General features: G+C 62.1%; 23 protein-coding genes and 1 pseudogene. 14 read left to right on the top strand and 10 right to left on the bottom strand.

Annotated elements, in window-relative coordinates:
- Positions 1–72 precede the first annotated feature (72 nt).
- From HU750_RS25865 to HU750_RS25880, 4 genes and pseudogenes are all read right to left on the bottom strand, one after another.
- On the bottom strand, positions 73–570 hold the full coding sequence (locus HU750_RS25865) for a GreA/GreB family elongation factor (RefSeq protein ID WP_186683159.1): 498 nt from the start codon (positions 568–570) through the stop codon (positions 73–75).
- 66 nt (positions 571–636) lie between these two features.
- Positions 637–994, bottom strand: a pseudogene (locus tag HU750_RS25870) (hypothetical protein).
- A gap of 78 nt (positions 995–1,072) precedes the next feature.
- On the bottom strand, positions 1,073–2,926 hold the full coding sequence (locus tag HU750_RS25875) for an Lnb N-terminal periplasmic domain-containing protein (protein ID WP_186683161.1): 1,854 nt from the start codon (positions 2,924–2,926) through the stop codon (positions 1,073–1,075).
- Positions 2,927–3,002: 76 nt separating this feature from the next.
- Positions 3,003–3,491 carry a DUF3015 domain-containing protein gene (locus tag HU750_RS25880; RefSeq protein ID WP_027594526.1) on the bottom strand — a complete coding sequence of 163 codons (489 nt, stop codon included), beginning with the start codon at positions 3,489–3,491 and terminating at the stop codon, positions 3,003–3,005.
- Positions 3,492–3,747: 256 nt separating this feature from the next.
- Here HU750_RS25880 and HU750_RS25885 point away from each other — a divergent pair, with 256 nt between their 5' ends.
- The 5 genes from HU750_RS25885 to bamJ all read left to right on the top strand — a co-directional run bounded on the left by HU750_RS25885 (position 3,748) and on the right by bamJ (position 8,544).
- A complete protein-coding gene (locus tag HU750_RS25885) occupies positions 3,748–6,186 on the top strand; it encodes a Lon protease family protein (protein ID WP_186683163.1) in 2,439 nt (812 codons plus the stop codon).
- Positions 6,187–6,348: 162 nt separating this feature from the next.
- A complete protein-coding gene (locus HU750_RS25890; RefSeq protein ID WP_027594524.1) occupies positions 6,349–6,687 on the top strand; it encodes a PA4575 family protein in 339 nt (112 codons plus the stop codon).
- 247 nt (positions 6,688–6,934) lie between these two features.
- Positions 6,935–7,423: a TIGR00645 family protein gene (locus tag HU750_RS25895; protein ID WP_016501546.1), complete on the top strand. Its 489-nt coding sequence runs from the start codon at positions 6,935–6,937 to the stop codon at positions 7,421–7,423.
- 112 nt (positions 7,424–7,535) lie between these two features.
- Positions 7,536–7,841, top strand: coding sequence for a DUF6482 family protein (locus tag HU750_RS25900; protein WP_099452864.1), 306 nt, complete (start codon positions 7,536–7,538; stop codon positions 7,839–7,841).
- Positions 7,842–7,926: 85 nt separating this feature from the next.
- Positions 7,927–8,544 carry a BamJ family beta-barrel-assembly machinery protein gene (gene bamJ / locus HU750_RS25905; RefSeq protein ID WP_027594522.1) on the top strand — a complete coding sequence of 206 codons (618 nt, stop codon included), beginning with the start codon at positions 7,927–7,929 and terminating at the stop codon, positions 8,542–8,544.
- A 123-nt stretch (positions 8,545–8,667) separates the two neighbouring features.
- Here bamJ and HU750_RS25910 read toward each other — a convergent pair whose 3' ends face one another.
- From HU750_RS25910 to HU750_RS25920, 3 genes are all read right to left on the bottom strand, one after another.
- Positions 8,668–8,913, bottom strand: coding sequence for a PA4570 family protein (locus HU750_RS25910; RefSeq protein WP_186683165.1), 246 nt, complete (start codon positions 8,911–8,913; stop codon positions 8,668–8,670).
- A gap of 151 nt (positions 8,914–9,064) precedes the next feature.
- A complete protein-coding gene (locus HU750_RS25915; RefSeq protein ID WP_027594521.1) occupies positions 9,065–9,406 on the bottom strand; it encodes a zinc ribbon domain-containing protein YjdM in 342 nt (113 codons plus the stop codon).
- Positions 9,407–9,589: 183 nt separating this feature from the next.
- Positions 9,590–10,558, bottom strand: coding sequence for a polyprenyl synthetase family protein (locus HU750_RS25920; protein WP_027594520.1), 969 nt, complete (start codon positions 10,556–10,558; stop codon positions 9,590–9,592).
- Positions 10,559–10,802: 244 nt separating this feature from the next.
- On the opposite strand from HU750_RS25920, the gene rplU reads away from it, so the two are divergent.
- The 5 genes from rplU to HU750_RS25945 all read left to right on the top strand — a co-directional run bounded on the left by rplU (position 10,803) and on the right by HU750_RS25945 (position 14,498).
- A complete protein-coding gene (gene rplU, locus HU750_RS25925) occupies positions 10,803–11,117 on the top strand; it encodes a 50S ribosomal protein L21 (protein ID WP_003247466.1) in 315 nt (104 codons plus the stop codon).
- Positions 11,118–11,155: 38 nt separating this feature from the next.
- Positions 11,156–11,413: a 50S ribosomal protein L27 gene (gene rpmA / locus HU750_RS25930; RefSeq protein ID WP_008092023.1), complete on the top strand. Its 258-nt coding sequence runs from the start codon at positions 11,156–11,158 to the stop codon at positions 11,411–11,413.
- A 188-nt stretch (positions 11,414–11,601) separates the two neighbouring features.
- Complete coding sequence (cgtA, locus tag HU750_RS25935) at positions 11,602–12,828, top strand: Obg family GTPase CgtA (RefSeq protein ID WP_027594519.1); 1,227 nt, start codon at positions 11,602–11,604, stop codon at positions 12,826–12,828.
- Positions 12,829–12,913: 85 nt separating this feature from the next.
- Positions 12,914–14,032, top strand: coding sequence for a glutamate 5-kinase (gene proB / locus HU750_RS25940; protein WP_027594518.1), 1,119 nt, complete (start codon positions 12,914–12,916; stop codon positions 14,030–14,032).
- A 10-nt stretch (positions 14,033–14,042) separates the two neighbouring features.
- Positions 14,043–14,498, top strand: coding sequence for a CreA family protein (locus HU750_RS25945; RefSeq protein ID WP_172960338.1), 456 nt, complete (start codon positions 14,043–14,045; stop codon positions 14,496–14,498).
- Between the two features lie 150 nt (positions 14,499–14,648).
- Here HU750_RS25945 and mksF read toward each other — a convergent pair whose 3' ends face one another.
- From mksF to mksB, 3 genes are read right to left on the bottom strand one after another with little or no spacing between them, the layout of a single operon-like run.
- The gene (gene mksF / locus HU750_RS25950) at positions 14,649–17,480 is read right to left on the bottom strand and encodes an Mks condensin complex protein MksF (RefSeq protein ID WP_186683167.1); all 2,832 of its coding nucleotides are present in this window, start codon (positions 17,478–17,480) and stop codon (positions 14,649–14,651) included.
- Positions 17,477–18,184, bottom strand: a complete 708-nt coding sequence (gene mksE, locus HU750_RS25955; RefSeq protein ID WP_186683169.1) for an Mks condensin complex protein MksE — start codon at positions 18,182–18,184, stop codon at positions 17,477–17,479. The genes mksF and mksE overlap by 4 nt, the downstream gene beginning before the upstream one ends.
- The gene (gene mksB, locus HU750_RS25960) at positions 18,174–19,463 is read right to left on the bottom strand and encodes an Mks condensin complex protein MksB (protein WP_027594514.1); all 1,290 of its coding nucleotides are present in this window, start codon (positions 19,461–19,463) and stop codon (positions 18,174–18,176) included. The genes mksE and mksB overlap by 11 nt, the downstream gene beginning before the upstream one ends.
- A 237-nt stretch (positions 19,464–19,700) precedes the next feature.
- Between mksB and HU750_RS25965 the strand changes: the two genes are divergently transcribed.
- From HU750_RS25965 to can, 4 genes are all read left to right on the top strand, one after another.
- Positions 19,701–20,489 carry an energy transducer TonB gene (locus tag HU750_RS25965; RefSeq protein WP_186683171.1) on the top strand — a complete coding sequence of 263 codons (789 nt, stop codon included), beginning with the start codon at positions 19,701–19,703 and terminating at the stop codon, positions 20,487–20,489.
- The gene (rimI, locus tag HU750_RS25970; protein ID WP_027594512.1) at positions 20,486–20,941 is read left to right on the top strand and encodes a ribosomal protein S18-alanine N-acetyltransferase; all 456 of its coding nucleotides are present in this window, start codon (positions 20,486–20,488) and stop codon (positions 20,939–20,941) included. Before HU750_RS25965 ends, rimI begins: the two co-directional genes overlap by 4 nt.
- Positions 20,942–21,126: 185 nt before the next feature.
- Positions 21,127–22,137 (top strand): RHS repeat-associated core domain-containing protein, encoded by a 1,011-nt coding sequence (locus HU750_RS25975; protein WP_238348948.1) that lies wholly within the window; start codon positions 21,127–21,129, stop codon positions 22,135–22,137.
- A 295-nt stretch (positions 22,138–22,432) separates the two neighbouring features.
- Positions 22,433–23,071 carry a carbonate dehydratase gene (can, locus tag HU750_RS25980; RefSeq protein WP_186683175.1) on the top strand — a complete coding sequence of 213 codons (639 nt, stop codon included), beginning with the start codon at positions 22,433–22,435 and terminating at the stop codon, positions 23,069–23,071.
- Positions 23,072–23,197 lie beyond the last annotated feature (126 nt).

Genomic DNA, 23,197 nt, shown 5'->3' on the forward strand with positions numbered 1-23,197 from the left:
CTCCCACAGGTGCGGCGCTAGCCTTGGAGGCTACACGGTTCGGGTGGGAGCCGGCTTGCCGGCGATTGGCCCTCAAGCCTCACCTCCTATGTCGACCACCTCGATCATCTGATCCCCCACCGGCCGTCGCCACACCACTTCATCCCCAGGCCCCGCGCCCAGCAATGCCCGCCCCAGCGGCGAGCCCCAGTTGATCAACCCGTGGCCCGCATCGGCCTGATCTTCCCCCACCAGCTGCACCTCATGCGCCTGGCCCTGCTCATCCACAAAGCTCACCCGGCTGCCGATCTGCACCTTGTCCCGCGAGGTAGCGGCTGGTACCACCTGGGCACTCTGCACCCGTGCGCTGAAGTAGCGCAGGTCGCGCTCGGCATCGGCCAGGCGCTGCTTGTCGGCACGCTCGCCCTGGGCCTGCAACTGGCTGCGCAATGTATTGAGTTCGGCTACCCGCTGCTGCAATTGCGCCAGGCCACTGGCCGTGACGTAGTTGGGCTGCTCGCTCACCCGTCGCTCAACCGGTTGGTCGGCCTGGGCGGCAGCTTGGTCTTCGTTGACGAACGCTCGGCTCATGGTGGCCTCCTTGTGCAGGAGACCATGATGGCAGGCCGCCGGTTTCAAGGGATGTCAGTTTGCGACCTAGTCGTGGCGATAGGCCCGTGCGGCATCGCGGTCCTTCTCGTGCTCCCAGTCACGGTCGCGTTGGTCCCAGTAGCGGTCACGGTATTGACGCTGCTCTTCGCTGTTCTGCAGGGCGTGGCATTGGCGAAAACCATCGTCCCAACCGCTTTCGTACTGGCGATTGTGCAGGTAGCGCGGCACGTCCTTGCGGAAGTCCCCGGCCATCACCCCGGCCGCCTGCCGGCCGCTGCTGCAGCCATCCTGGAAGCCATCGGCGTAGGCGGGGGGGGTAACCGTGGTCGAGCATCTGTTCGTGGGTGGTTTCGCACCCTGACAGCAAAAAGGCAACGCACAGGCCTAACCAGTACCGCGACATGAACACTAGACCCTCCAATTGATGCTGGAGAGTCTAGGGGGCGATTTGTCGGTGAGCTGTCAAAACAGTGTCAAAGAGTCAGTAGTGGTACCACTTCAGCTCCAGCATCACCTCGTTCTGCGCCGTCGCCAAGTGGCTGAATTCGCGCGAGGCACTTAACCGCAGGCCCAGGTTGCGGCTGATCTCCCATTGTTGATTCAGGCTCACGCTGCGCCGCACTTCGCCATTGGTGAAGAAGTCGCCCTTCGCCTCCAGTGTCATGTTGCCCAGCCCGTTGCGCCAGAGCAGGCCGCCGTTGAACCCGGCTGCCGGGGAGATGAACTCGGCAAAATCATTGTGGTGTTCGACCCGTACCGTGCCCAGGGCGAAGCCCAGCAGTTCGTCGGCCAGTTGCCAGGTGCCGCCAGCGCCGCCATTCACATGGCTGACCAGCACTTCGTCGTCATGCTTGCCCGGCACCCGTTCCAGGCCACCGGTCACCTGCCATGACCATGGTTTGAGCAGCGCATTGCGGGGTGTCAGCGAGCGGATGGTGGCAAGGTCCAGGCGCTGCACCTGCCAGTCGTTGCCTTCGTACTGGCGGACTTTCAGCTGCAGAATCTCGATTTGCGCGCCCAGCGGGAAGCCATAGGCGTTGTCGTTGAGGTCGTGATATGCCATGCGCAGGCCGTACTCGGCGTAGGCGCGGTCTTCCCGCGTGCCGACACCCAGCTGCCAGGTGCGTGAGTCATGGCCATCCTCGGGCAACCCCGGGCGCTCGATTTGCAGCGCCGGCGGCGGGTTGCGGTTGATTGCGCGCAGCAGCTCGAAGCTGCGCGTTGCCTGGCGTGGGTCGCGTTGCTGGCCATTGGCGCGGTAACGCTCCAGGCGGTAGGCGGCGTCCTGAACCAGCGCCTGGCGCTCGCGGGGCAGGGCAGTGAACCCAGGGCTTTGCAGCTGTGCGGTATCGGCGCTGACAGCCAGCACCTGCTGCTTTTCGTGAGGGTCAAGCGGCTCGGCGCGGGCCAGCAGTTCGCGCTCGCGCGAAGGCCGGTAGTTGACGCTGGACACCAGGCCAGACTGGCGCACTGCCTTGACCGTGTCGGTAGGGATGGCGGTCAGCGGGAACTGCGACGTCAAATCCAGGCCTGGCCGCGCCACCTGCAGCAGTTCGAGCAGGCGGTACGAGCAGTTCTCGTCGAAGAAGAAATAGTCGAACTGGATCTGCTTCAGCTCCCACACATGCTCGACCATGCGCCCGGTCTCTTGCGGGGTGAGGTCCAGCTGGTACTCCCACAGGTCGCGGTTTTCCAGGCTGCGGTACTCGGACAGCTTCTCTTGGTAGGGCATCAGCGCGAACAGGCCTGGGTAGCCGCCCATCAGGCCTTTCCAGGCATACAGGATGCTGTTGTCGCTGCCTTCGATGTAGGCGCCGAAGTTGATCGCGTAGCTCAGCAGCGTGGTGTCGTCGCTGTGGGTGTTGGACTGGTCGATGCGCAGCAAGGTGTGGCCGAACATCGACGAAGGGCTGTTCAGGTAGGCCGCCGGAAAAATCAGCGCGGCGCTGTGCGGGTCGATCGAGGTGTACCAGGTCTTGAATTCCTGGCAGTCGGGCTGTGGCAGGTCGGTCAGCCCCAGTTGCTCCTTGAGCCAGCGGGTACGCGCCGGGAAAACGCACTGGGCATGCTTGTCGCCCAGGCTGGCGGGCGCATACAACGCCTGCACCGTGGCCCGCAGCTCTTGGTCCGGGTGGTGCGCGCCATCGTCGGCGAGAAAGAACTGGGTATCGTCCACATAGCTGCGCCAACCACCCAGCTTGGCGGTTTCGTAATGGCCCAGGGCGATCCAGTAGGGGTTATTGGCCAATTGCTGAAGACGGCCTTCATCCAGCGCAGGCGCAGCATGAACAGGGGCGCAGGCACACAGCGCCAGGTAAGCGAGACGTTTGAGCATATCGGGCAACTACTTCTTCACGATGCCGAAAGAAAGGGCGAAACCCGCCCCGGTAAGGGGGCGGGGGATGCTGCGCTTACGCCTCGGTGGCGTATTTGGCCAGGCGTGGGTCGTTCTTCAGAACTGCCAGGGTATTGCTGTGCACGGTTTCGGCCGTCACGTCGGCACTGCTGAAGATCTGGCTGAAGTGCTGGTGGGTGACCGACTCGAAGTAAGTACGGTCTTCCGGCGCTACGCCCAGTACCACGGCATAGGTGGTCAGCGCCTCGCCTTTGCCCATGGCCATGTCTTCGGACAGTTCGTTCATCATGCCATTCATGGCAAACCACGACTTGCCGCCATAGGTCAGCGAAGCCTTGGTGGAGCAGCCGTTGGTGCCGGAGGTCATGCCGAAGGTGGCGTTACCGGAGGTGCCGTTGGTGGTGGAAGCCAGGAAGTGAGCCGGCGTACCGCGTTGGCCTTCGAACAGCATGTTGCCCCAGCCGCAGTTCGGGCCGCCTGGCGCTTCAGCCATGGCATTGAGGGAGACCACGGTGAACAGAGTACCCAGAAGAATCCGTTTCATAGCATTTGTTCTCTATTTGTCTTAAACCAAGGGTCAGGGTTTCTGGCAACTCGCTTGCCAGGTCGGGAAAGCATTTCACCCACCCGCGCAGCTTGGAGTTTAGGCACGATCTAAAGGTTGCGTTGTTGATTGCGAAAAATTTGCCTGGGGGCCTGTGTTATCGCGACTGCGACATAAAGTCCCGGTGAGCCTTGCAAGGCGCGCGCGGGCAGCGCCAGAATGCTCCGTATCCGCCCCGCCGAAGTAAGGAAACCCAATGCCCGATCCTGTCGCTGCGCGCCTGCGTCTTGCGCCTGAAGCCCTGACCCGGCGTTTTTCCCCCGAGCAGTTTGCTTTTACCCATACCGACGATCTGGAGCCGTTTCGAGGCGTTCTGGGCCAGGAGCGAGCAGTCGAGGCCCTGCAATTCGGCGTGGCCATGCCTCGCCCTGGTTACAACGTGTATGTGATGGGCGAGCCCGGCACGGGCCGCTTCTCGTTCGTCAAGCGCTACCTCAAGGCCGAGGGCAAGCGCCAGCACACCCCAGCCGACTGGGTTTACGTCAACCACTTCGAGGAAACCCGCGAGCCGCGTGCCCTGGAGCTGCCCTCAGGCAGTGCCGGTGAATTCATCGCCGACATGGGGGGGCTGATCGACAACCTGTTGTCGACCTTCCCGGCAGTGTTCGAGCACCCGTCGTACCAGCAGAAGAAGGGCGCCATCGACCGCGCCTTCAACCAGCGCTACGACCGCGCCCTGGATGTGATCGAGCGGGCGTCGCTGGAAAAAGACGTGGCCCTGTACCGCGACGCCAGCAACGTTGCCTTCACCCCGATGGCCGACGGCAAGGCGCTGGATGAAGCCGAGTTCGCACAGTTGCCTGAAGCGGTGCGCGAGCAGTTCCACGAGGACATCGCCCTGCTCGAGGAGCGCCTCAACGAAGAACTGGCCAGCCTGCCGCAGTGGAAGCGTGAGTCGAACAACCAGCTGCGTCAGCTCAACGAAGAAACCATCACCCTGGCCCTGCAGCCGCTGCTGGCGCCGCTGTCTGAAAAGTACGCCGAGAATGCTGCGGTGTGCGCCTACCTGCAGTCGGTGCAACTGAACCTGCTGCGCACCGTGGTCGAGCAGTTGGTCGATGACAGCAAGACCGACGCCGTGGCGCGCAAGATGCTCGAAGAGCAATACGCCCCCAGCCTGGTGGTCGGCCATCACCACGATGGCGGCGCGCCGGTGGTGTTCGAGCCGCACCCGACCTACGACAACCTGTTCGGCCGAATCGAATACAGTACCGACCAAGGCGCGCTGTACACCTCCTATCGCCAATTGCGCCCAGGCGCCTTGCACCGGGCCAACGGCGGCTTCCTGATTCTTGAAGCCGAGAAGATGCTTGGCGAGCCCTTCGTCTGGGATGCGCTCAAGCGTGCGCTGCAGTCGCGCAAGCTGAAGATGGAGTCGCCGCTGGGTGAACTGGGCCGCGTGGCGAGCGTCAGCCTGACGCCACAGATGATCCCGCTCAACGTCAAGCTGGTGATCATCGGCTCGCGCCAGCTCTACTACGCGCTGCAGGACCATGATCCGGACTTCCAGGAAATGTTCCGGGTGTTGGTCGACTTCGACGAAGACATGCCCATGGTCGACGAGAACCTGGAGCAGTTCGCCCAGCTCTTGCGTACCCGCACCAACGAAGAAGGCATGGCGCCGCTGACCAGCGACGCCGTGGCACGCCTGGCCACCTACAGCGCCCGGCTGGCAGAGAACCAGTCGCGGCTGTCGGCGCGCATCGGTGACCTGTTCCAGCTGGTCAGCGAGGCCGACTTCATCCGCCAACTGGCCAGCGACGAGATGACCGATGCCGGCCACATCGAACGCGCACTCAAGGCCAAGGCCACCCGTACCGGGCGTGTGTCGCAGCGGGTGCTGGACGACATGCTCGCCGGCATCATCCTGATCGACACTGAAGGCGCGGCCATCGGCAAGTGCAACGGCCTGACGGTGCTGGAAGTGGGCGATTCGGCGTTCGGCATGCCGGCGCGTATCTCTGCCAGCGTCTACCCCGGTGGCAGCGGCATCGTCGACATCGAGCGTGAGGTCAACCTGGGCCAGCCGATCCACTCCAAGGGGGTGATGATTCTGACCGGCTACCTGGGCAGTCGCTACGCGCAGGAGTTCCCGCTGGCCATCTCGGCGAGCATCGCTCTGGAGCAGTCCTACGGCTACGTCGACGGTGACAGCGCCTCGCTGGGTGAGGTCTGCACACTGATCTCGGCCTTGTCGCGCACGCCGCTCAAGCAATGCTTTGCCATCACTGGCTCGATCAACCAGTTCGGTGAAGTGCAGGCGGTGGGCGGGGTCAACGAGAAGATCGAGGGCTTCTTCCGGCTCTGCGATGCGCGCGGCCTGACCGGCGACCAAGGGGTGATCATTCCACGGGCCAACGTGGCCACCCTGATGCTCGACGAGCGCGTGCTGCAGGCGGTCGAAGCCGGGCAGTTCCACGTTTACGCGGTCAGCCAGGCTGACGAAGCGCTTAGCCTGCTGGTAGGCGAGGAGGCCGGTGTGGCGGATGACAAGGGCGAGTTCACCGAGGGCAGCGTCAATGCCCGCGTGGTGGAGCGCCTGCGGGAAATCGCCGAAATGATCAGCGAAGAAGACATCAAAGAGGCGGAAAAGGAACGCCTGGAAGAGATGATTGCGCAGGCTAAACCCGCCTGAGTCAATAAATCGGCGCTGGCGGCGATGTGCTACCGTTCAGCGCCGGTTTTCCAACTTTCTGAATTGTTCTTCTATGCTGGAACTTAGGGAGCAATCAGGGTTCAGGATGGAAACAGCCTGAGGGTTTCAGGCTGAACAGGGCTCATTGGAGGGGACGCGGCCATGCGCAACCTCAGCCTTACTCGCCAGTGCCTGGGCCTGGTGACCCGCATTGAATGCAGCATTCGCCCACTTGCCGGTGACAATGGCATGTGGACGCTGCTGTTCGCCGCCGGCATGGCCGGTGAGCAACCCTCGGCCATCAAGGCTCAGGGGCCGTTCCACGGGCCATTGGTTGCCGAATCGGTGCTCAATGCCATCGTCGACAGCCTCACGCTGCATGGCTATCAAGTGACCGAAGACCCGCAGATCTGGTGCCTGCACCTGCAAGCGCAGTTGCGTCGCATCAATGGCGAGCGTTGCCGCAACCTGGGGGATTATCAGTTTCATCCTGAAAGCTGAACAGGCCGGGTGACCCTACAGGTACCCGGTCCCTCTGGGAGCAACTGTCTTGTGGTGCTTGTGCCGGCCTCATCGCTGGCAAGCCAGCTCCCACAGGTGCGGCGCTAGCCTTTGAGGCTACACAGTTCGGGTGGGGGCCGGCTTGCCGGCGATTGGGCTGCACGGCAGCCCCGGGCTTTTGCTGCAGCGGGTGGCTGGCTATACTCGCCGTCGCTTTTTTAGTCACCTGACGAGTCCCTTACCCTCCATGGAACGTATTCTCGAAAACGCGATGTATGCCTCGCGCTGGCTGCTCGCCCCGATCTACTTCGGCCTGTCGCTCGGCCTGCTGGCCTTGGCACTGAAATTCTTCCAGGAAGTCGTCCACGTCCTGCCCAACGTATTTGCCTTGAGCGAAGCTGACCTGATTCTGGTGATCCTGTCGTTGATCGACATGTCGCTGGTGGGCGGCCTGCTGGTGATGGTGATGATTTCCGGCTACGAGAACTTCGTCTCGCAACTGGACATCGACGACAGCAAGGAAAAGCTCAACTGGCTCGGCAAAATGGACTCTTCGTCGCTGAAGATGAAGGTTGCTGCGTCGATCGTGGCCATTTCGTCCATTCACCTGCTGCGGGTGTTCATGGATGCGCAGAACATCTCCACCGACTACCTGATGTGGTATGTGATCATCCACATGACCTTCGTGGTGTCGGCCTTCTGCATGGGCTACCTAGACAAGCTCACCAAGCACTGAGCCCATGCGGCTTAAGGGTAAAACTGACCAATGGCGTCAGTTTTACCTTGTGTATTCGCAAGCCTTGTACAAAAAATGAGCACTCACGCGGTTCCCGCTGCGAGGTGCTCTCATGAACCTGCATCAGCTCAATACCGAGGCCAGGGTTGGCCATGTCGACGAACTCAACCTGATTGCCATCGAAGGTGGCGACTATCTACTTGAGGCCCGGATCAAGGGCCGTGCGCATCCGCTTTCCGACAGCCGTGGGCAACGCTTGCGCGTGCACTCCGTGGAAGAGGCACGGGGCCTGCTCAAGGACCTTCCATTGCTCTCGCTGAACCTGTTGCACTGGTCTGTGCAGGACGAAATGTGTGGCATGGGCACGCACCCGGAAGAAGACCTGAAAGTGCCGATTTCCCAGCGTTCGGCCTGGTAGCTGCTCGCGGCGCCCCAGTGTGCTAGGCTGCTCGCCCTTTTCATCAAGGGCGCGGCTGCACTGCGCCCTGCAGTGGAGCACGACAATGTCCGAACTCAACCTGTCTACCGACGAAACCCGCGTCAGCTACGGCATCGGCCGTCAGCTGGGTGGCCAACTGCGTGACAACCCGCCACCAGGCGTCAGCCTGGATGCCATCCTGGCTGGCCTGACCGACGCCTTCAACGGCGCCGACAGCCGCGTCAGCGAAGCCGACCTGTCGGCCAGCTTCAAAGTCATCCGCGACATCATGCAAGCCGAAGCTGCAGCCAAGGCTGAAGCCGCTGCTGGCGCTGGCAAGGCATTCCTTGCCGAAAACGCCAAGCGCGAAGGCATCACCACCCTGGCTTCGGGCCTGCAGTTCGAAGTGCTGACCGCAGGTGAAGGCGCCAAGCCGACCCGCGAAAGCAACGTGCGTACTCACTACCACGGCACCCTGATCGACGGCACCGTGTTCGACAGCTCGTACGACCGTGGCCAGCCGGCTGAATTCCCGGTTGGCGGCGTGATCGCCGGCTGGACCGAAGCCCTGCAGCTGATGAACGCTGGCAGCAAATGGCGCCTGTACGTGCCGAGCGAGCTGGCCTACGGCGCCCAAGGCGTTGGCAGCATCCCGCCGCACAGCGTCCTGGTGTTCGACGTCGAGCTGCTCGACGTACTGTAAGACCGCTGGGGCCGCTTTGCGGCCCATTCGCGGGGCAAGCCCGCTCCCACAGAGATACTCAAGATGAGCAGAGAGGTCTTGTGGGAGCGGGCTTGCCCCGCGAAGAGGCCGGGCCTGAGAACATCAATTCCAGTCTGTCCCCCCAGGGCGCAACGCCCGCGCGTAGCAGAACAGAAACAAATTCCGCACCAGCTCCTTGAGCACCCCAGGCTCACTCGAATTCAGCCCGTTCATGTCCAGGTCGCCCTGGTCTCGCAGTTCATCGAGTGCTTCTTCTTCGAGCACGGCGCAGACTTCGCCAGTCTCGCGATGCAGGATGCGCAGGTAAGGGTGAGGGCGTTCGAGCCAGGCGTCGATCAGATAAGTCATGGCTATTCTCCTTGGACAGCAATTCCAATGAGAATAATTCTTATTATCAAAATAGCAAGGGGCTATTGGCGTATTTTTGCCGGACGGTGCAGTGACCCTGTTGCAGGATCTGTCAGGGCCGCCTGAAAGGCAGCCCCGTCGCACAGCGTTGTCAGACCTTGCGTACGAACTCGGACTTCAGCTTCATGGCGCCGATGCCGTCGATCTTGCAGTCGATGTCGTGGTCTCCGTCGCACAGGCGGATATTTTTGACCTTGGTGCCGACCTTGACCACCAGGGACGAGCCCTTGACCTTGAGGTCCTTGATCACGGTGACGGTATCGCCGTCCTGCAGGACGTTGCCGACCGAATCCTTCTTCACCACGTCATCGCTGGCGGCTTCGGCTTCGCCGTTGGCCGACCACTCGTGGGCGCATTCGGGGCAGATCAGCTGGCTGCCATCCTCATAGGTGTACTCGGAATTGCATTTGGGGCAGGGCGGCAGAGTGCTCACTTCGGTTCCTTAAACAGACAGGCGGTTAAAGGCCCATATTGTATAAGGTTTTAACCGCAAAGTGTTTTTGTCCGTACAAAAGCATTCGCGGGACAAGCCCGCTCCCACAGGTTCTCCACCCAGCTCAAGGGCAGTGGTGTACCTGTGGGAGCGGGCTTGTCCCGCGAAGAGGGCGACGCTGTCTTAGTGCGTACGCGCTACCGCAAACTCGCTCAGCTCGATCAATGCATCGCGATACTCGCTGGCCGGCAGCACTTCCAGGCACTCGATGGCCTTGGCCACGTAGTCGCGTGCCATCTGCGCGGTGTAGTCCAGCGCGCCCGAGGCTTCGACCGCTACGCGGATCTGCTCGAGGTCTTCCAGGCCGCCCTTCTGGATGGCCTTGCGCACCAGTGCAGCCTGTTCAGGCGTGCCTTCGCGCATGGTGTAGATCAGCGGCAGGGTTGGCTTGCCTTCGGCCAGGTCGTCACCGACGTTTTTGCCGAGGGTCTGCGAATCGCCCTTGTAGTCCAGCAGGTCGTCGACCAGCTGGAAGGCTACGCCCAGGTGGTCACCGAAGGTGCGCAGGGCTTCGCGCTGTGCTTCGCTGGCGCCGGCCAGCGCGGCGGCGCTGTGGGTCGAGGCTTCGAACAGCATGGCGGTCTTGCCGCGGATGACCTCCATGTACACCTCTTCCGTGGTGCTGGCATCGCGAACACGCGACAGCTGCAGCACTTCACCCTCGGCGATGACGCGGGTGGCCTTGGAGAGGATCTGCATGACCGGCATCGAACCCAGTTCGACCATCATTTCGAACGAGCGCGAATAAAGGAAGTCACCTACCAGCACGCTTGGCGCGTTGCCCCACAGCGCATTGGCGGTGGAACGGCCACGGCGCATGCCCGACATGTCGACGACGTCGTCGTGCAGCAGGGTAGCGGTGTGCAGGAATTCGATGGTCGCTGCCAGCAGGCGCAGGTCGTCGCCTTCGCGGCCCAGGGCCTTGCCGCAGAGCAGGACCAGCAGGGGACGCAGGCGCTTGCCACCGGCCGACGTGATATAGTCGCCGATCTTCGATACCAGCGGCACGCGCGAGGTCAGCTGCTTCTTGATGATCTCGTCGACGGCGCTGAAATCATCAGCCACCGCGCGGTAGAAGGTTTGGGGTTGCATCGGCTGCTCCATTGACGTTGCGCGGCATGCTAGGTCGCGGGTCCCGGTGTGTCAAGGCGCGGTGCCAGCGCCACCGGGGCGGTACTTGCAAGCAAAACCGGGGTTGCGTACAATCGCGCACCCTAACTTCCTGGGCAGCACCTGCCTTACGCAATTGCACCGGGCCGTTCCAGCCCCATGCAGCCATGCCAGCCAATACTCAATATATAAAGCGCTGGGTGAGCAGGATTATCGGAGAAATACCATGTCTTACGCAGTAATCGTTACCGGCGGCAAGCAGTACAAAGTCGCTGAAGGTGAATTCCTCAAGATCGAAAAACTGGAAGTCGCCACTGGCGAATCCGTGACTTTCGATCGCGTTCTGCTGGTTGCCAACGGTGAAGAAGTCACCATCGGCGCACCAGTCGTCGCTGGCGCTAAAGTTGTTGCAGAAGTCGTTTCGCAAGGCCGTCACGATAAAGTCCGCATCATCAAGTTCCGTCGCCGTAAGCACCACATGAAGCGTATGGGCCACCGCCAGTGGTTCACCGAGATCAAAATCACCGGCATCCAGGCTTAATCCCCTAGATCCCCTGAATTTATTTGGAGAATTGAACCATGGCTCACAAGAAGGCTGGTGGTAGTACCCGTAACGGTCGCGACTCAGAATCGAAACGCCTTGGCGTGAAGATGTATGGCAGCCAGGTCGTCAAGGCCGGCAACATCATCGTCCGTCAGCGTGGCACCCAGTTCCACGCCGGTTACGGCGTTGGCATGGGCAAGGATCACACCCTGTTCGCCAAGATCGAAGGCGTGATCAAGTTCGAGAAGAAAGGCGAGTTCAACCGCCGTTACGTGAGCATCGTCGCCGCTTAATCGCGACGTCGCTCCAGAAGCCCCGTCATGCGACGGGGCTTTTTCGTTTGTGGTGAGCCTCTTGCAAAGCTGTTTGTATGGGCTGCCGGCGTGGGTTTCTACGGTCGTACGGGGCCGCCGCGCTCATTTTTGCAAGAGCCTCAGGTTTTTTAAGTATTCAGCTCGTCTGCCGACGAGAGGCGGTTTTAATGAAGTTTGTTGACGAAGTATCGATTCGAGTCAAAGCCGGTGACGGCGGTAACGGTTGCATGAGCTTCCGTCGTGAAAAATTCATCGAAAACGGTGGCCCTAACGGGGGTGACGGCGGTGACGGCGGTTCGGTCTACATGGTCGCCGACGAAAACCTCAACACCCTGGTCGACTACCGCTACACCCGTCACCACGAGGCCCAGCGTGGCGCCAACGGTGGCAGCACCGACTGCACCGGCAAGAAGGGTGAAGACCTGTTCCTGCGCGTGCCGGTCGGCACCACGGTGATCGACGCCACCACCCAGGAAGTGATCGGTGACCTGATCACCCCTGGCCAGAAACTGATGGTCGCCCAAGGCGGCTGGCACGGCCTGGGCAACACCCGTTTCAAGTCCAGCACCAACCGTGCGCCGCGCCAGACCACCCCAGGCAAGCCAGGTGATCAGCGCGACCTGAAAATGGAAATGAAGGTACTGGCCGACGTCGGCCTGCTCGGCCTGCCGAACGCTGGCAAGAGCACCTTCATCCGTTCGGTGTCGGCCGCCAAGCCGAAAGTCGCCGACTACCCGTTCACTACCCTGGTGCCGAACCTGGGTGTGGTCAGCGTCGACCGCTGGAAGAGCTTCGTCATCGCCGACATCCCCGGCCTGATCGAAGGCGCTTCCGACGGTGCCGGCCTGGGTATCCGCTTCCTCAAGCACTTGGCACGTACCCGTGTGCTGCTGCACCTGGTCGACATGGCGCCGCTGGACGAAAGCAGCCCGGCCGATGCCGCCGAAGTGATCGTCAACGAGCTGACCCGCTTCAGCCCGTCGCTGGCCGAGCGTGAGCGCTGGCTGGTGCTGAACAAGGCCGACATGGTCATGGAAGACGAGCGCGACGAGCGGGTCAAGGAAGTGGTCGAGCGTCTGCAGTGGGAAGGCCCGGTCTACGTGATCTCGGCCATCTCCAAGCAGGGCACCGACAAGCTCAGCCACGACCTGATGCGCTACCTCGAAGACCGCGCCGATCGCCTGGCCAACGACCCGGCCTACGCCGAAGAGCTGGCCGACCTCGATCAGCGCATCGAAGACGAAGCCCGTGCTCAGCTGCAGGCCCTGGACGACGCCCGCACCCTGCGTCGCACTGGCGTCAAGAGCGTCCACGACATCGGCGACGATGACGGTTGGGATGATGATTTCGAGGACGACGAAGACGGCCCAGAAATCATTTACGTCCGCGACTGACCGGTTGCAGTACACTAAACGCCGCTCTCTGGAGCGGCGTTTTTGTATCTACGGTCTCTACAGATTCGACATAGGTTGGAAGAAGATGCGAAGCAAGGTGACGGGCGCCAAGCGCTGGGTCGTGAAGATTGGCAGTGCTCTGTTGACCGCCGATGGCAAGGGCCTCGATCGCGGCGCAATGGCCGTTTGGGTCGAGCAGATGGTCGCGCTGCGTGAAGCAGGCGTGGAGTTGGTGCTGGTCTCTTCGGGGGCCGTGGCAGCTGGCATGAGCCAGTTGGGCTGGACCTCGCGACCGAGCGCGATGAACGAGCTGCAGGCGGCCGCGTCGATCGGCCAGATGCGCCTGGTGCAGGCCTGGGAGTCGAGCTTCGGCGAGCACGGCAAGCACACCGCGCAAATTCTGCTGACCCATGACGACCTGTCCGACCGCAAGCGTTACCTCAACGCCCGCAGCACCCTGCGCACGCTGGTCGACTTGGGCGTGGTGCCGGTGATCAACGAGAACGACACCGTGGTTACCGACGAGATCCGCTTCGGCGACAACGACACCTTGGCCGCGCTGGTGGCCAACCTGGTGGAAGCCGACCTGCTGGTGATTCTCACCGACCGCGACGGCATGTTCGACGCCGACCCGCGCAACAACCCCGAAGCCCAGCTGATCTACGAAGCTCGCGCCGACGACCCGTCGCTCGACGCCGTGGCCGGTGGCACCGGCGGCGCCCTGGGCCGTGGCGGCATGCAGACCAAGCTGCGCGCGGCGCGCCTGGCGGCACGTTCCGGTGCCCACACCATCATCATCGGTGGCCGTATCGAGCGCGTGCTCGACCGCCTCAAGACGGGCGAGCGCCTAGGGACCTTGCTGTCGCCTGAGCGCGGCATGCTTGCAGCGCGCAAGCAGTGGCTGGCCGGGCACCTGCAAACCCGCGGCACGCTGGTGCTGGACGCCGGTGCCGTGCAGGCGCTGCGCCAGGCCAACAAGAGCCTGTTGCCGGTGGGCGTGAAGACCGTACAGGGCAGTTTCCGTCGTGGCGAGATGGTGGTGTGCGTCGGCCCTGATGGCCTGGAAGTGGCCCGCGGTTTGGCCAACTACAGCGCCCTTGAGGCGCAAAAAATCATTGGCCAGCCGTCCGATGCCATCGAAAGCATCCTGGGCTACAGCGCGGAGCCCGAGCTGGTGCACCGTGACAACCTGGTTCTGGTTTGAGGGCGTGGGCATGTTGAAAAGGATGATCGCCGTGGCAGCGTTGGCGTTGCCGATGCTGGCCGGTGCCGAAGAGGTCGGCCAGGTGTCGACCGTGTTCAAGTTCGTCGGGCCGAACGACCGCATCGTGGTCGAGGCATTCGATGACCCCAAGGTCGAGGGTGTGACCTGTTACCTTTCGCGGGCTAAGACCGGCGGCGTGAAGGGTGGCTTGGGCTTGGCCGAGGATCGGGCAGAGGCGTCGATTGCCTGCCGTCAGGTGGGGCCGATCAACTTCAAGGGTGAGTTGAAAGATGGCGAGGAAGTGTTCAAGGAACGCACCTCGTTGGTGTTCAAGACCATGCAGGTGGTGCGCTTTCTCGACAAGAAGCGCAATACCCTGGTGTACCTGGTGTACAGCGACCGCATGATCGAAGGCAGCCCGCAGAATGCGGTGACGGCGATTCCGATCTTGCCTTGGGCTCATTGATAGGCCGGTAGATGTTGGGAGGCCTTTGGCCTCCATTCGCAGCACAAGGCTGCTCCTACAGAGACCCCGCTGCCTCTGTGGGCTGCGCAAGACCTGTGGGAGCGGGCTTGCCCCGCGAATGGGCCGCAAAGCGGCCCCTGTATTCCACTATCAGGCCAACGCCTCAGCCTGATCCTCGCGCACGTCCACCTTCACCTCATCCAGCCGGCTGATGAACTTCCAGTCCGCCTCGTCGATGTAGATGCCATTCGGCCCGCTGCCACCTTCCAGGTCGATCGCCACCTTGGCCGACACCTGCGGCTTCACGCTCGCCAGAATCGGCACGAAGCCCAGCTGCAAGCTGGTCTCCAGCAGTGCCGCCTGGTTGCGTTCGTCGATGTCTGCCGCCTCGTCGAGGTAGTACGGCAAGCGAATGCGCCCGGCCAGGTCGCGGTCCATCAGGTGCAGCAACAAGTACATGTTGGTCAGCGCCTTGATGGTCATGGTGGTGCCGTTGGACGCGGCGCCGTCGATGTCGGCGTGGATCACCGGCTGGCCATTGACCTTGGTGATCTCGAACGCCAGTTCGAACAGGTCCTTGAGGCCCAACTGGTTGTGGTTGGCCGCCACCAGCCGTGCCAGGTACTCCTTGGCTTCTTCGTTCTTGTGGTCCTGGTCCGAGCTTTGGGTCAGGTCGAACACCGACAGGGTCTCGCCTTCCTCGTACTGGCCGGCGCTGTGGATGATCTGGTCGATGTGCTTGAGCGCCTCTTTGTTCGGCGCCAGCACCACGCGGAAGCTCTCCAAGTTGGACACCTGGCGCTTGTTGATCTCGCGGTTGAACAGGGCCAACTGGTGCTCGAGGCTGTCGTAGTCGCTGCGGATGTTGCGCAGGGTCCGGGCGATGTCGGTGACGGCCGCGCGGCGTGCCTTGGCCAGGGTCAGGGCCTCGTCGGTGCGGTGCGCATAGGCGTTGACCAGCAGTTGCAGGCGGCGCTCCATGTCGTCTTCGCTGTCGAACTTGGCCACGCCCTTGAGGCGCACCTGGGCGTACAGCGCCTCGATCTGGTTATCCACCCGCTGCAGGCTCTGCCAGCTGTCTTGGTAGTCATTGAGCATCGGCAGCAGGTTGTCCATCGAGTCGTCGATCGCTTCCATGAACGGCGTGCCGTAGGGCAGGTCGGCCGGCAACAGCTGGCGGCGACGCAGGGCGTCTTCCAGGGTGCGTTGCTTGGACTCGAGGTCGCCGATCTGCCGGCCGACCAGTTGCAGCTTGGCCGACAGTTGCTGGACGCGTTCGGTGAAGGCGTCGCTGGAGCGCTTGAGCTCGTCCTGGGCGGCTTCCAGTTGCGACAGCTGCTCCAGTTTCTCGGGCTCTTCGGCGGCCAGGGTTTCGCTGCGGCGGAAGTCTTCCAAGGCTTTTTGCGCGTCCAGTACCGCTTGGTACAGGGTTTCGGTCTGCGCCTTGGAGGCGGAGCGGTCGGCGGCTACGGCCTGCTGGGTCTTGAGCTGCTTGAGTTCTTTTTCCAGGCGCTCTTTTTGGTCGCGAAGGGCGGCGCGGTCGGCCAGGGCCTGCAGGGCCGGTGGGTCGATGTGAGACAGGTCGATGGACAGGCCGGGCGCTTCGAAACGCTCGCCCTTGAACCCATCGAGCACCGCTTCCAGCGACTTTACCCACAGGTCGCTGTCGTCCAGTTCGATGCCACGCTCGCCCAGCGGCAGGCTGAACAGGGCGCCGTTGAACAGGCGCATCAGGCGGTCGACATCCTGCTGCGAGAATTCTTCGCGTAGGCGGGCGTAGCTGTTGTTGTCGGCGTGGTCGAGCTGCTGGCGGACCTGCTTGAGGCGTTTTTCCAGGTCGCGTACGCGCTCGTCCAGGTCTTCGGCCGAGAACTGCCGCGACTGGGCCAGCGCGCCGGCCAGTTCGTCGTGGGCGTCTTTGGCGGCCAGCAACTGCTGCTCCAGCACCTTGACGTCATCGACCAGGGCGAAGCGGTGCTTGAGCACTGACAGCTCGCCAAGCCAGCGCTGGATGCCGGTGATTTCACGTTCCAGGCGCATCAGCTCCTGGGTACCGCCACGTTGGTCGTTCTGCAACCGGTCCTGTTCGCCGCGGTAGTGTTCGGACTGGATGACCAGCTCTTCCTTGCGCGCCATGGCGTATTCCTGCCAGGTGCCCAGCAGGTTGTCGAGCAGCGGCGAAAGGCGGTGCAGCTTGCCGCGCAGGATGTCGCGTTGGGCCACGCCACCCGCCAGGGCTTCAACCAGTGGGCCGGCGGCGACCAGGGCGTTGTAGTCCTGCTCCATGCGGCGCACGTCGCGGAAGGCTTCTTCACAGGCTGCGATGTAGTCGACGCTGCCCGAGCGCAGGCTGTGCTCGAAGGCATCGAGGAACAGCTGCTTGAGCTTGGCGGCGGTGATTTCGCGCATGTGCAGCAGGTTGATGAACAGCGCGCGGAAGGTTTTCAGGCTTTGCTCGCTGGTCGAGCGCAGCGGGATCATGGTCAGGTCCAGCGGCACCGAGGTGTGGCCGCCGACCAGCAGCCGGCGCAGTTCATCGGGCTTGAGCTCGTAGGCCTTCAGGCCTAGGCGCTCCAGGTTGGTGAACAGCTCCTTCTGGCGCAGGCAGGTGTCGTTCTTCTGGTAGTGGGCCAGGTCCAGCTCGCCTTTGTAGGCGAAGAACTGGTGGCCGAAACCGCCACCCGGGCCGCGGCCGACCACACCGATCACGTGCGGGCCGTGGGGCAGGTTCAGTTCGCAGAGAATGTACGAGGTATCGCTGGCGAAGTAGAAACGACGCGACTGCTCCAGGCTGTACTTGCCGAAGCTCATGTCAGACATGCGCGCCAAAATCGGGAACTGCAGGGCGTTGATCGACGCCGATTTACCCAGGTTGTTGGCGCCGTACACCGACAGCGGGTGTTCCAGCGGGAACAGGCCGAGGCTGTAACCGGCGGTGTTGAGCAATGCAAAGCGGCGGATGCCGTAGCGTTCCTGGCTCATGCGTCAATCTCCTGTTGCTCTTCGCGGATGGCCCGGGCCAGGGCGTCCTCTTCGCGCTCGTCGCCTTCGAACGGCGACAGGTCGAGTGGGTCGTCGGTACGGTTGAGTTGTTCCGGGCTTTCTTCCTCGACCAGTACCGGGGTCGGCAAGGGCAGGTCGCTGTGCAGGGTGGCCGCCAGGTCGCGGTCCTGCTGGACCGACAGGCACACATCGAGGAAGCGGTGCATCGGCGGCAGGAAGCGGTAGATGCCGCCTTCCTCATGGGCGAAGCCGAGCTGGGTCATGCGCCGGAGGATCTTCTCTTCGAGTTCGTCGACGGTTTGCACCTCGGCCTGCAGGAACAGGTCGCGGTACTTGTCCAGCAGCGAGGGCAGTTCGTCGCGGCCGATGCTGCCGCCGTCGAGCACGGCCATCGGGTCGCGGCCCTGGTCGGCCAGGTGCTCGACCAGGATGAAGGTGAACAACGACAGGCGCTGGGCGGTCTTGTTGACCTGCGCGGCGGCAAGCTCGGGCACGAAGTAATAGAAGCCACGGGTGTCGCACACCAGCTCGAAGCCCAGGGCCTTGAACAGGGTGCGGTACTGGTCCTGGAAGTTCGACAGCTGAGCGTACAGCTCCGGGTCACGGCGGCTGACGTGAAAACCTTTGAACAGCTCGCGGAAGATCGGCGCGAGCTGGGACAGTTCGGAAAGATCAAGATGCATTGGCTGGGCTCGCGTTGGATTCGGCAGTCGTTCGGGCGACGTCTTCACGGCTGGACGTCAGGGCGAACGAGCGCAGGCTGACCAGGTGTTCGTGGGTGGTGTAGTCGCGGCGCTCAAGGCGCTCGCGCTTGAAGCGCTTTTCTCGGGACAGGCGCGAGAACCAGTACAGCAGTTCGTCGGTGGCGCCTTCGGGCTCCTGGTCAAGCAGCCAGACCATCAGGTCGGGCAGCGGCAGGGCCTGCTCGCAGCGTTCGAGCATTTCCTTGACCGTACGTGGCGCGCGCGGCAGCGGGTCCTTGTCGGTCTTGTGCGCCTTGGGGAAGCGCGCAGGCTTGGGCTCGAAACGGGCCAGGGCGTAAACATAAGCCTCGACTTGGCTGGCACTGCCGAGGAAGGTGCTCTGCGGCCGGGTGAACATCGGCATGGCCGCTTGCGGCACGGCATCGATGCCCTTGCGGCGGATCACCGACAGGGCCAACGCAGCGCCACGGGTCACGGCGTTGTGCCGGCGCGCTTCTTCGCGCAGGGGCAGCAGCAGTTCACGGGCGTGGCGCAGGGTCAGCTGGGCGCTGGTTTGCATTTCCAGAATGCGCGCGTGGGTGCGCAGCAGCATGTCGTCGTCGACCAGGTGGCCGAGGCGGGCCTGTTCGCCCAGCAGGCGCAGCAGCACGGTCTCGACCTTGCGCACGCCTTGTTCGAAGGCGCCGTCGGCGTTGACCAGCTGGATCATCGGCTCGACGTATTCGTCCCAGGTTGCGAGGACTTCGGCGTAGCGCTGGCGCAGCGGGATCTGCCGGTTGCTGGTCTTGGCCCGTTCGGCCACGGCCACCAGTGCCTGCTCGTCGTTGTCGAGCTTTTTGAGCACATCGCGCACGCGCATGTCGAGCAGGCGCAGCTGGCGCGCCAGGTCGTCGCTGTCGCGGTTGTCGAAGGCGTCTTGGATATGCCCGGCGAGGCGCTCCAGGTGGCGCAGGTAGGCTTCGATTTCCAGGCACAGGCCCAAGCGGTGTTCGCGGCGCAGGTAGGCGAGGAAGTCGTGGATCTGGGCGTTGAGCTCGAAGCGGTTCGGGCTCTTGGCCACCGGGACCAGGATATCCAGGCGGATCCACACGTCGAGCAGCTGGGTGATGTCCTGCGGGGTGCTTTCGACCTGCTGGCGGGCCACATGCTGGCGCAGTTCAACCAGGCTCAGGGTGCCCTGGTCGAAACGTTCGCACAGTGGCTCGATCAGGGCCCAGTGTTCGGCTAGGGCGCGCAGGACGCGCTTGGGTTCGATCATTGGCTTCGACTCGTTGCCAAGAAAAAGGGGGCGATTGTACTGCATCCAGGGGGGAGGATTTCACCCCTTGGTCTGTAATGAGAGATGTCCCTTGGTTTTTTAGGGGTATGGCGGGAGCGCTTTGGCGCCTGTGAGATCGAGCGCCGCGCGGGCGGCGCTCGGTCTGAACAACACTGCAAAACCCAAGGCGTACGCGTTAGAATGCCCGATTGTTTCAACCCTCCGGATACCCGCCCCGTGCTGACCGAACCCCGTCGCCGCGCCTACCTCTCCGCCATGCAAGTGGTGCACTGGCTGCCGCGCGCCGAACTGCCGTTCGCCGCACCGTCGCGGCCCGAACTGCTATTGCCGGTGGCGCCGGTCGAAGACATCGACTTCGAGGTCAGGCCTGCACCGGCGGCTAACCAGCCGGCGCCAGCCGCCCCTCAGGCACGCTCTGGCGAACGCCCGAAAATCGAAATTCCGCGCCCTGGCAGCACCGCAAAGCCCGCCGCCAAGCCAGCCGAAGCTGAGCCAGAAGCGCCCGCACCGCGCCCGGCCCCGGTGCCGCCGCCACGTTTCTCTCTGCAGTTGCTGCGTGCCGGCAGTTGCCTGCTGTTGGTGGAACTGGCCACCGGCCAGCCCTTCCAGAGCCGCGACCCGTCCTACCTGTTGCTCAAGGACATGCTGCGCGCCGCCGGCCTGCCCGACGCCCCGCAGATCATCGGCGAGCCGGTCCGCTGGCCGTTGCTGGTGCGCGGTAACATGGACCAGGGCCCGGACGCAGCACGCGATTTTGTCCAGGGGTTCATCCAGGCGCGCCTGGAAGAAGCTCCGTGCAACTGCTTGTGGCTGATCGGCCTGCCCGCGCTACGCTTCGCCGGCAATGCCGATGCGCACACTTACTACCAAGTACTGAAGCTCGATGGCCTGGGCGACGCCTGGGCCTTGCCGGGCCTTGAACTGTTGATGGACGAGCCGCAGCGCAAGGCGGACGTCTGGAAAGCCATGCGCCAGCTGATGGCGCGCTGGAAGAGCGTTGAATGAGTGAATCGATCAGTTTCCGCCCGATGACCGAGGCGGATCTGGATGCCGTGCTTAAGATCGAATATGCAGCGTTCAGTCATCCCTGGACCCGCGGAATCTTTCAGGATGCGCTCAAGTCCTACGAAGTGTGGCTGATGTTCGATGGCCAGCAGCAGGTCGGCCACGGCGTGATCAACGTGATCATCGACGAGGCGCACCTGCTCAACATCACCGTCAAACCCGAGAACCAGGGGTGTGGCCTGGGCCTGCGTCTGCTCGAGCACCTGATGGCGCGAGCTTACCAGCTCAATGGTCGTGAGTGCTTCCTGGAGGTGCGCGCCAGCAACCAGTCGGCCTATCGGTTGTATGAGCGCTATGGCTTCAACGAGATCGGCCGCCGGCGGGATTACTACCCTATGGCGGGCGGGCGCGAGGATGCGCTGGTGATGGCTTGTACGTTGTTCGAAGAGTGAAGGTGCGGTCCATTCGCTGATGCGCTGGCTGCCAGCCCTCTAGCGCATACTATGGCGTGGTGCCGATTCACCCGTTGCTGCGCTCGGCTTCCGAGTTACCCCAGAAACGCTCCTGGCATTTTTACCAGTATACAAAGGGCTTCGCGTTCTGAATCATTGGGATGGGAATTCTGAGTATTACGACCATGAAGACTTTCACGGGTGCTTGGTTTTTTTATGAAGGGGATGCAGTACGCACTGTTTGGCAGGAAGGCCGTTGCAGTTCGTTGATCCAGGCTGCGGGTATGCGGCTTGTCGAGCGAAAGGTTGCCAATGGTCTTCAGCAAACGATGATGCTCGCTTCGGATGGCATGGGCTCTGTGATAGGTGAGTCCGGTACACGGTCTAAATCGGTAGCCTATTCACCTTATGGCTTCCAGAGGGGTATGGAGTCGCTGATTGGCTTCGCAGGCCAGATGCAGTCATTGTTACCAATCGGTTACTTTCTTGGAAACGGTTATCGTTTTTTTGACGTTGTTACCAATCGCTTCAACTCGCCTGATGAATTCAGTCCGTTTGGTAGAGGAGGCGTGAATGCGTATGTTTACTGCGGGGGTGACCCAGTGAATCGTACGGACCCTAGTGGTCACATGATCTACTATGTGGGCTCATCAAGTGTCTTTAATTGGTTGACACCGGGTACAGAACTCAGTGCACCCATTGCACCCATTGCACCCATTGCACCCAGTGCGCGCACCGGGCCGAGTTATTATTCAGATGGTTTATTTGGAAAGAGTCAGGTACAGAATTTCCCAAGGATTACTACAACGATTAGCCCTCGCTCTGAGGGGATTCATGCTTCGCGTAAGCGTGCTGCGTCAACCGTAGAGGCTGGGGGGGCAAAGCGCGTGAAGCAAGAAGGAGGTCTCATTCAAAAACCGCAGGCTGATGTCAACAGGAGGCAGGTTAAAGCCAGAATGACAGCTCGAATTGAGCATTCTCAACTCGAGTTGTTTTCTAATGATAGTAATGTTCCAGACAATAGAACTATCGCGCTAGATTATTTAGATATGCTCGATTCTAAGGCAGCGGATGAAGCGAGAGAAGCGTTATACAATAAATATGGAAGGACAGTGAGAGTTATCGAGGTGAGGGAATACGTTTATAACGGTGTGAGTGGAATTGTTAGTTGGATTCGCAGATCAGCTAAGCGATAATCTTTACAGATTCTAGATGCTGCAAGGCAGGTCTAACCATGTAGGTTCATTCACGCCCTGCGATCCGGTCATGAAGCTGTCAGATAGAAAGCAAATAGGTGGCGTCGATTGAGACCTGTCGATCTATCGTTTATGGACCAAAGCCCGGACGCTGCACGCTATTTTGTCCAGGGGGTCGTTAAGGCACGGTTGGAAGAAGCGTGAGTGCTTCCTGGTGATGGCCTGCACCCTGTTCGAGGAGTGACCCCTCAGGCGCAGGTCCAGTCACACAGGTACAACCTGATGAGGTAAGACCATGCACGACCTGCAGGAACTGATCGACAACAATGCGCGCTGGGCCGATGCCATCACCCAGCGTGACCCCGATTTCTTCGCCAAACTGGCCCGTCAGCAAACCCCGGAATTCCTCTGGATCGGCTGCTCCGATGCGCGTGTGCCGGCCAACGAGATCGTCGGCATGCTGCCCGGCGACCTGTTCGTCCACCGCAATGTCGCCAACGTCGTGCTGCACACTGACCTTAACTGCCTGTCGGTGATCCAGTACGCCGTCGAAGTGCTCAAGGTCAAACACATCCTGGTCACCGGCCACTACGGCTGCGGCGGCGTGCGCGCCGCCATGCAGGACCGCCAGCTAGGGTTGATCGACGGCTGGCTGCGTTCGATTCGCGACTTGTACTACGAAAAGCGCGGTGAGCTGGCCAACCTTGAAACCGAAGAGGCGCAGGTCGATCGCCTGTGTGAGCTGAACGTGATCCAGCAGGTCGCCAACGTGGCCCACACCAGCATCGTGCAGAACGCCTGGCACCGTGGGCAGGAGCTGTCGGTGCATGGCTGCATCTACGGCATCAAGGACGGGCGTTGGAAGAGCCTGGACACCACCATCAGCGGGTTCGCCCAACTGCCGCCGCAGTATCGGTTGCGGGCGTTGGACTAATGGCAAAAACCATAGTGAACTGGCCTAATGATCCCGGACACCTCTTAAGGGCGATATGATTCGCCCATTCAGGAGGTTCCATGCAAGAGCGTAAGACCTATACCCGCGAGTTCAAGCAACGTGCTG

The sequence above is a fragment of the Pseudomonas sp. SWRI50 genome (genome assembly GCF_014269095.1).
GTDB lineage: Bacteria > Pseudomonadota > Gammaproteobacteria > Pseudomonadales > Pseudomonadaceae > Aquipseudomonas > Aquipseudomonas kermanshahensis.

Bases quoted from the DNA above. Each gene is read 5' to 3' on its own strand.
- HU750_RS25865 (WP_186683159.1), bottom strand. From the start codon at position 570: ATGAGCCGAGCGTTCGTCAACGAAGACCAAGCTGCCGCCCAGGCCGAC.
- HU750_RS25875 (WP_186683161.1), bottom strand. From the start codon at position 2,926: ATGCTCAAACGTCTCGCTTACCTGGCGCTGTGTGCCTGCGCCCCTGTT.
- HU750_RS25880 (WP_027594526.1), bottom strand. From the start codon at position 3,491: ATGAAACGGATTCTTCTGGGTACTCTGTTCACCGTGGTCTCCCTCAAT.
- HU750_RS25885 (WP_186683163.1), top strand. From the start codon at position 3,748: ATGCCCGATCCTGTCGCTGCGCGCCTGCGTCTTGCGCCTGAAGCCCTG.
- HU750_RS25890 (WP_027594524.1), top strand. From the start codon at position 6,349: ATGCGCAACCTCAGCCTTACTCGCCAGTGCCTGGGCCTGGTGACCCGC.
- HU750_RS25895 (WP_016501546.1), top strand. From the start codon at position 6,935: ATGGAACGTATTCTCGAAAACGCGATGTATGCCTCGCGCTGGCTGCTC.
- HU750_RS25900 (WP_099452864.1), top strand. From the start codon at position 7,536: ATGAACCTGCATCAGCTCAATACCGAGGCCAGGGTTGGCCATGTCGAC.
- bamJ (WP_027594522.1), top strand. From the start codon at position 7,927: ATGTCCGAACTCAACCTGTCTACCGACGAAACCCGCGTCAGCTACGGC.
- HU750_RS25910 (WP_186683165.1), bottom strand. From the start codon at position 8,913: ATGACTTATCTGATCGACGCCTGGCTCGAACGCCCTCACCCTTACCTG.
- HU750_RS25920 (WP_027594520.1), bottom strand. From the start codon at position 10,558: ATGCAACCCCAAACCTTCTACCGCGCGGTGGCTGATGATTTCAGCGCC.
- rplU (WP_003247466.1), top strand. From the start codon at position 10,803: ATGTCTTACGCAGTAATCGTTACCGGCGGCAAGCAGTACAAAGTCGCT.
- rpmA (WP_008092023.1), top strand. From the start codon at position 11,156: ATGGCTCACAAGAAGGCTGGTGGTAGTACCCGTAACGGTCGCGACTCA.
- cgtA (WP_027594519.1), top strand. From the start codon at position 11,602: ATGAAGTTTGTTGACGAAGTATCGATTCGAGTCAAAGCCGGTGACGGC.
- proB (WP_027594518.1), top strand. From the start codon at position 12,914: ATGCGAAGCAAGGTGACGGGCGCCAAGCGCTGGGTCGTGAAGATTGGC.
- HU750_RS25945 (WP_172960338.1), top strand. From the start codon at position 14,043: ATGTTGAAAAGGATGATCGCCGTGGCAGCGTTGGCGTTGCCGATGCTG.
- mksF (WP_186683167.1), bottom strand. From the start codon at position 17,480: ATGAGCCAGGAACGCTACGGCATCCGCCGCTTTGCATTGCTCAACACC.
- mksE (WP_186683169.1), bottom strand. From the start codon at position 18,184: ATGCATCTTGATCTTTCCGAACTGTCCCAGCTCGCGCCGATCTTCCGC.
- mksB (WP_027594514.1), bottom strand. From the start codon at position 19,463: ATGATCGAACCCAAGCGCGTCCTGCGCGCCCTAGCCGAACACTGGGCC.
- rimI (WP_027594512.1), top strand. From the start codon at position 20,486: ATGAGTGAATCGATCAGTTTCCGCCCGATGACCGAGGCGGATCTGGAT.
- HU750_RS25975 (WP_238348948.1), top strand. From the start codon at position 21,127: ATGAAGACTTTCACGGGTGCTTGGTTTTTTTATGAAGGGGATGCAGTA.
- can (WP_186683175.1), top strand. From the start codon at position 22,433: ATGCACGACCTGCAGGAACTGATCGACAACAATGCGCGCTGGGCCGAT.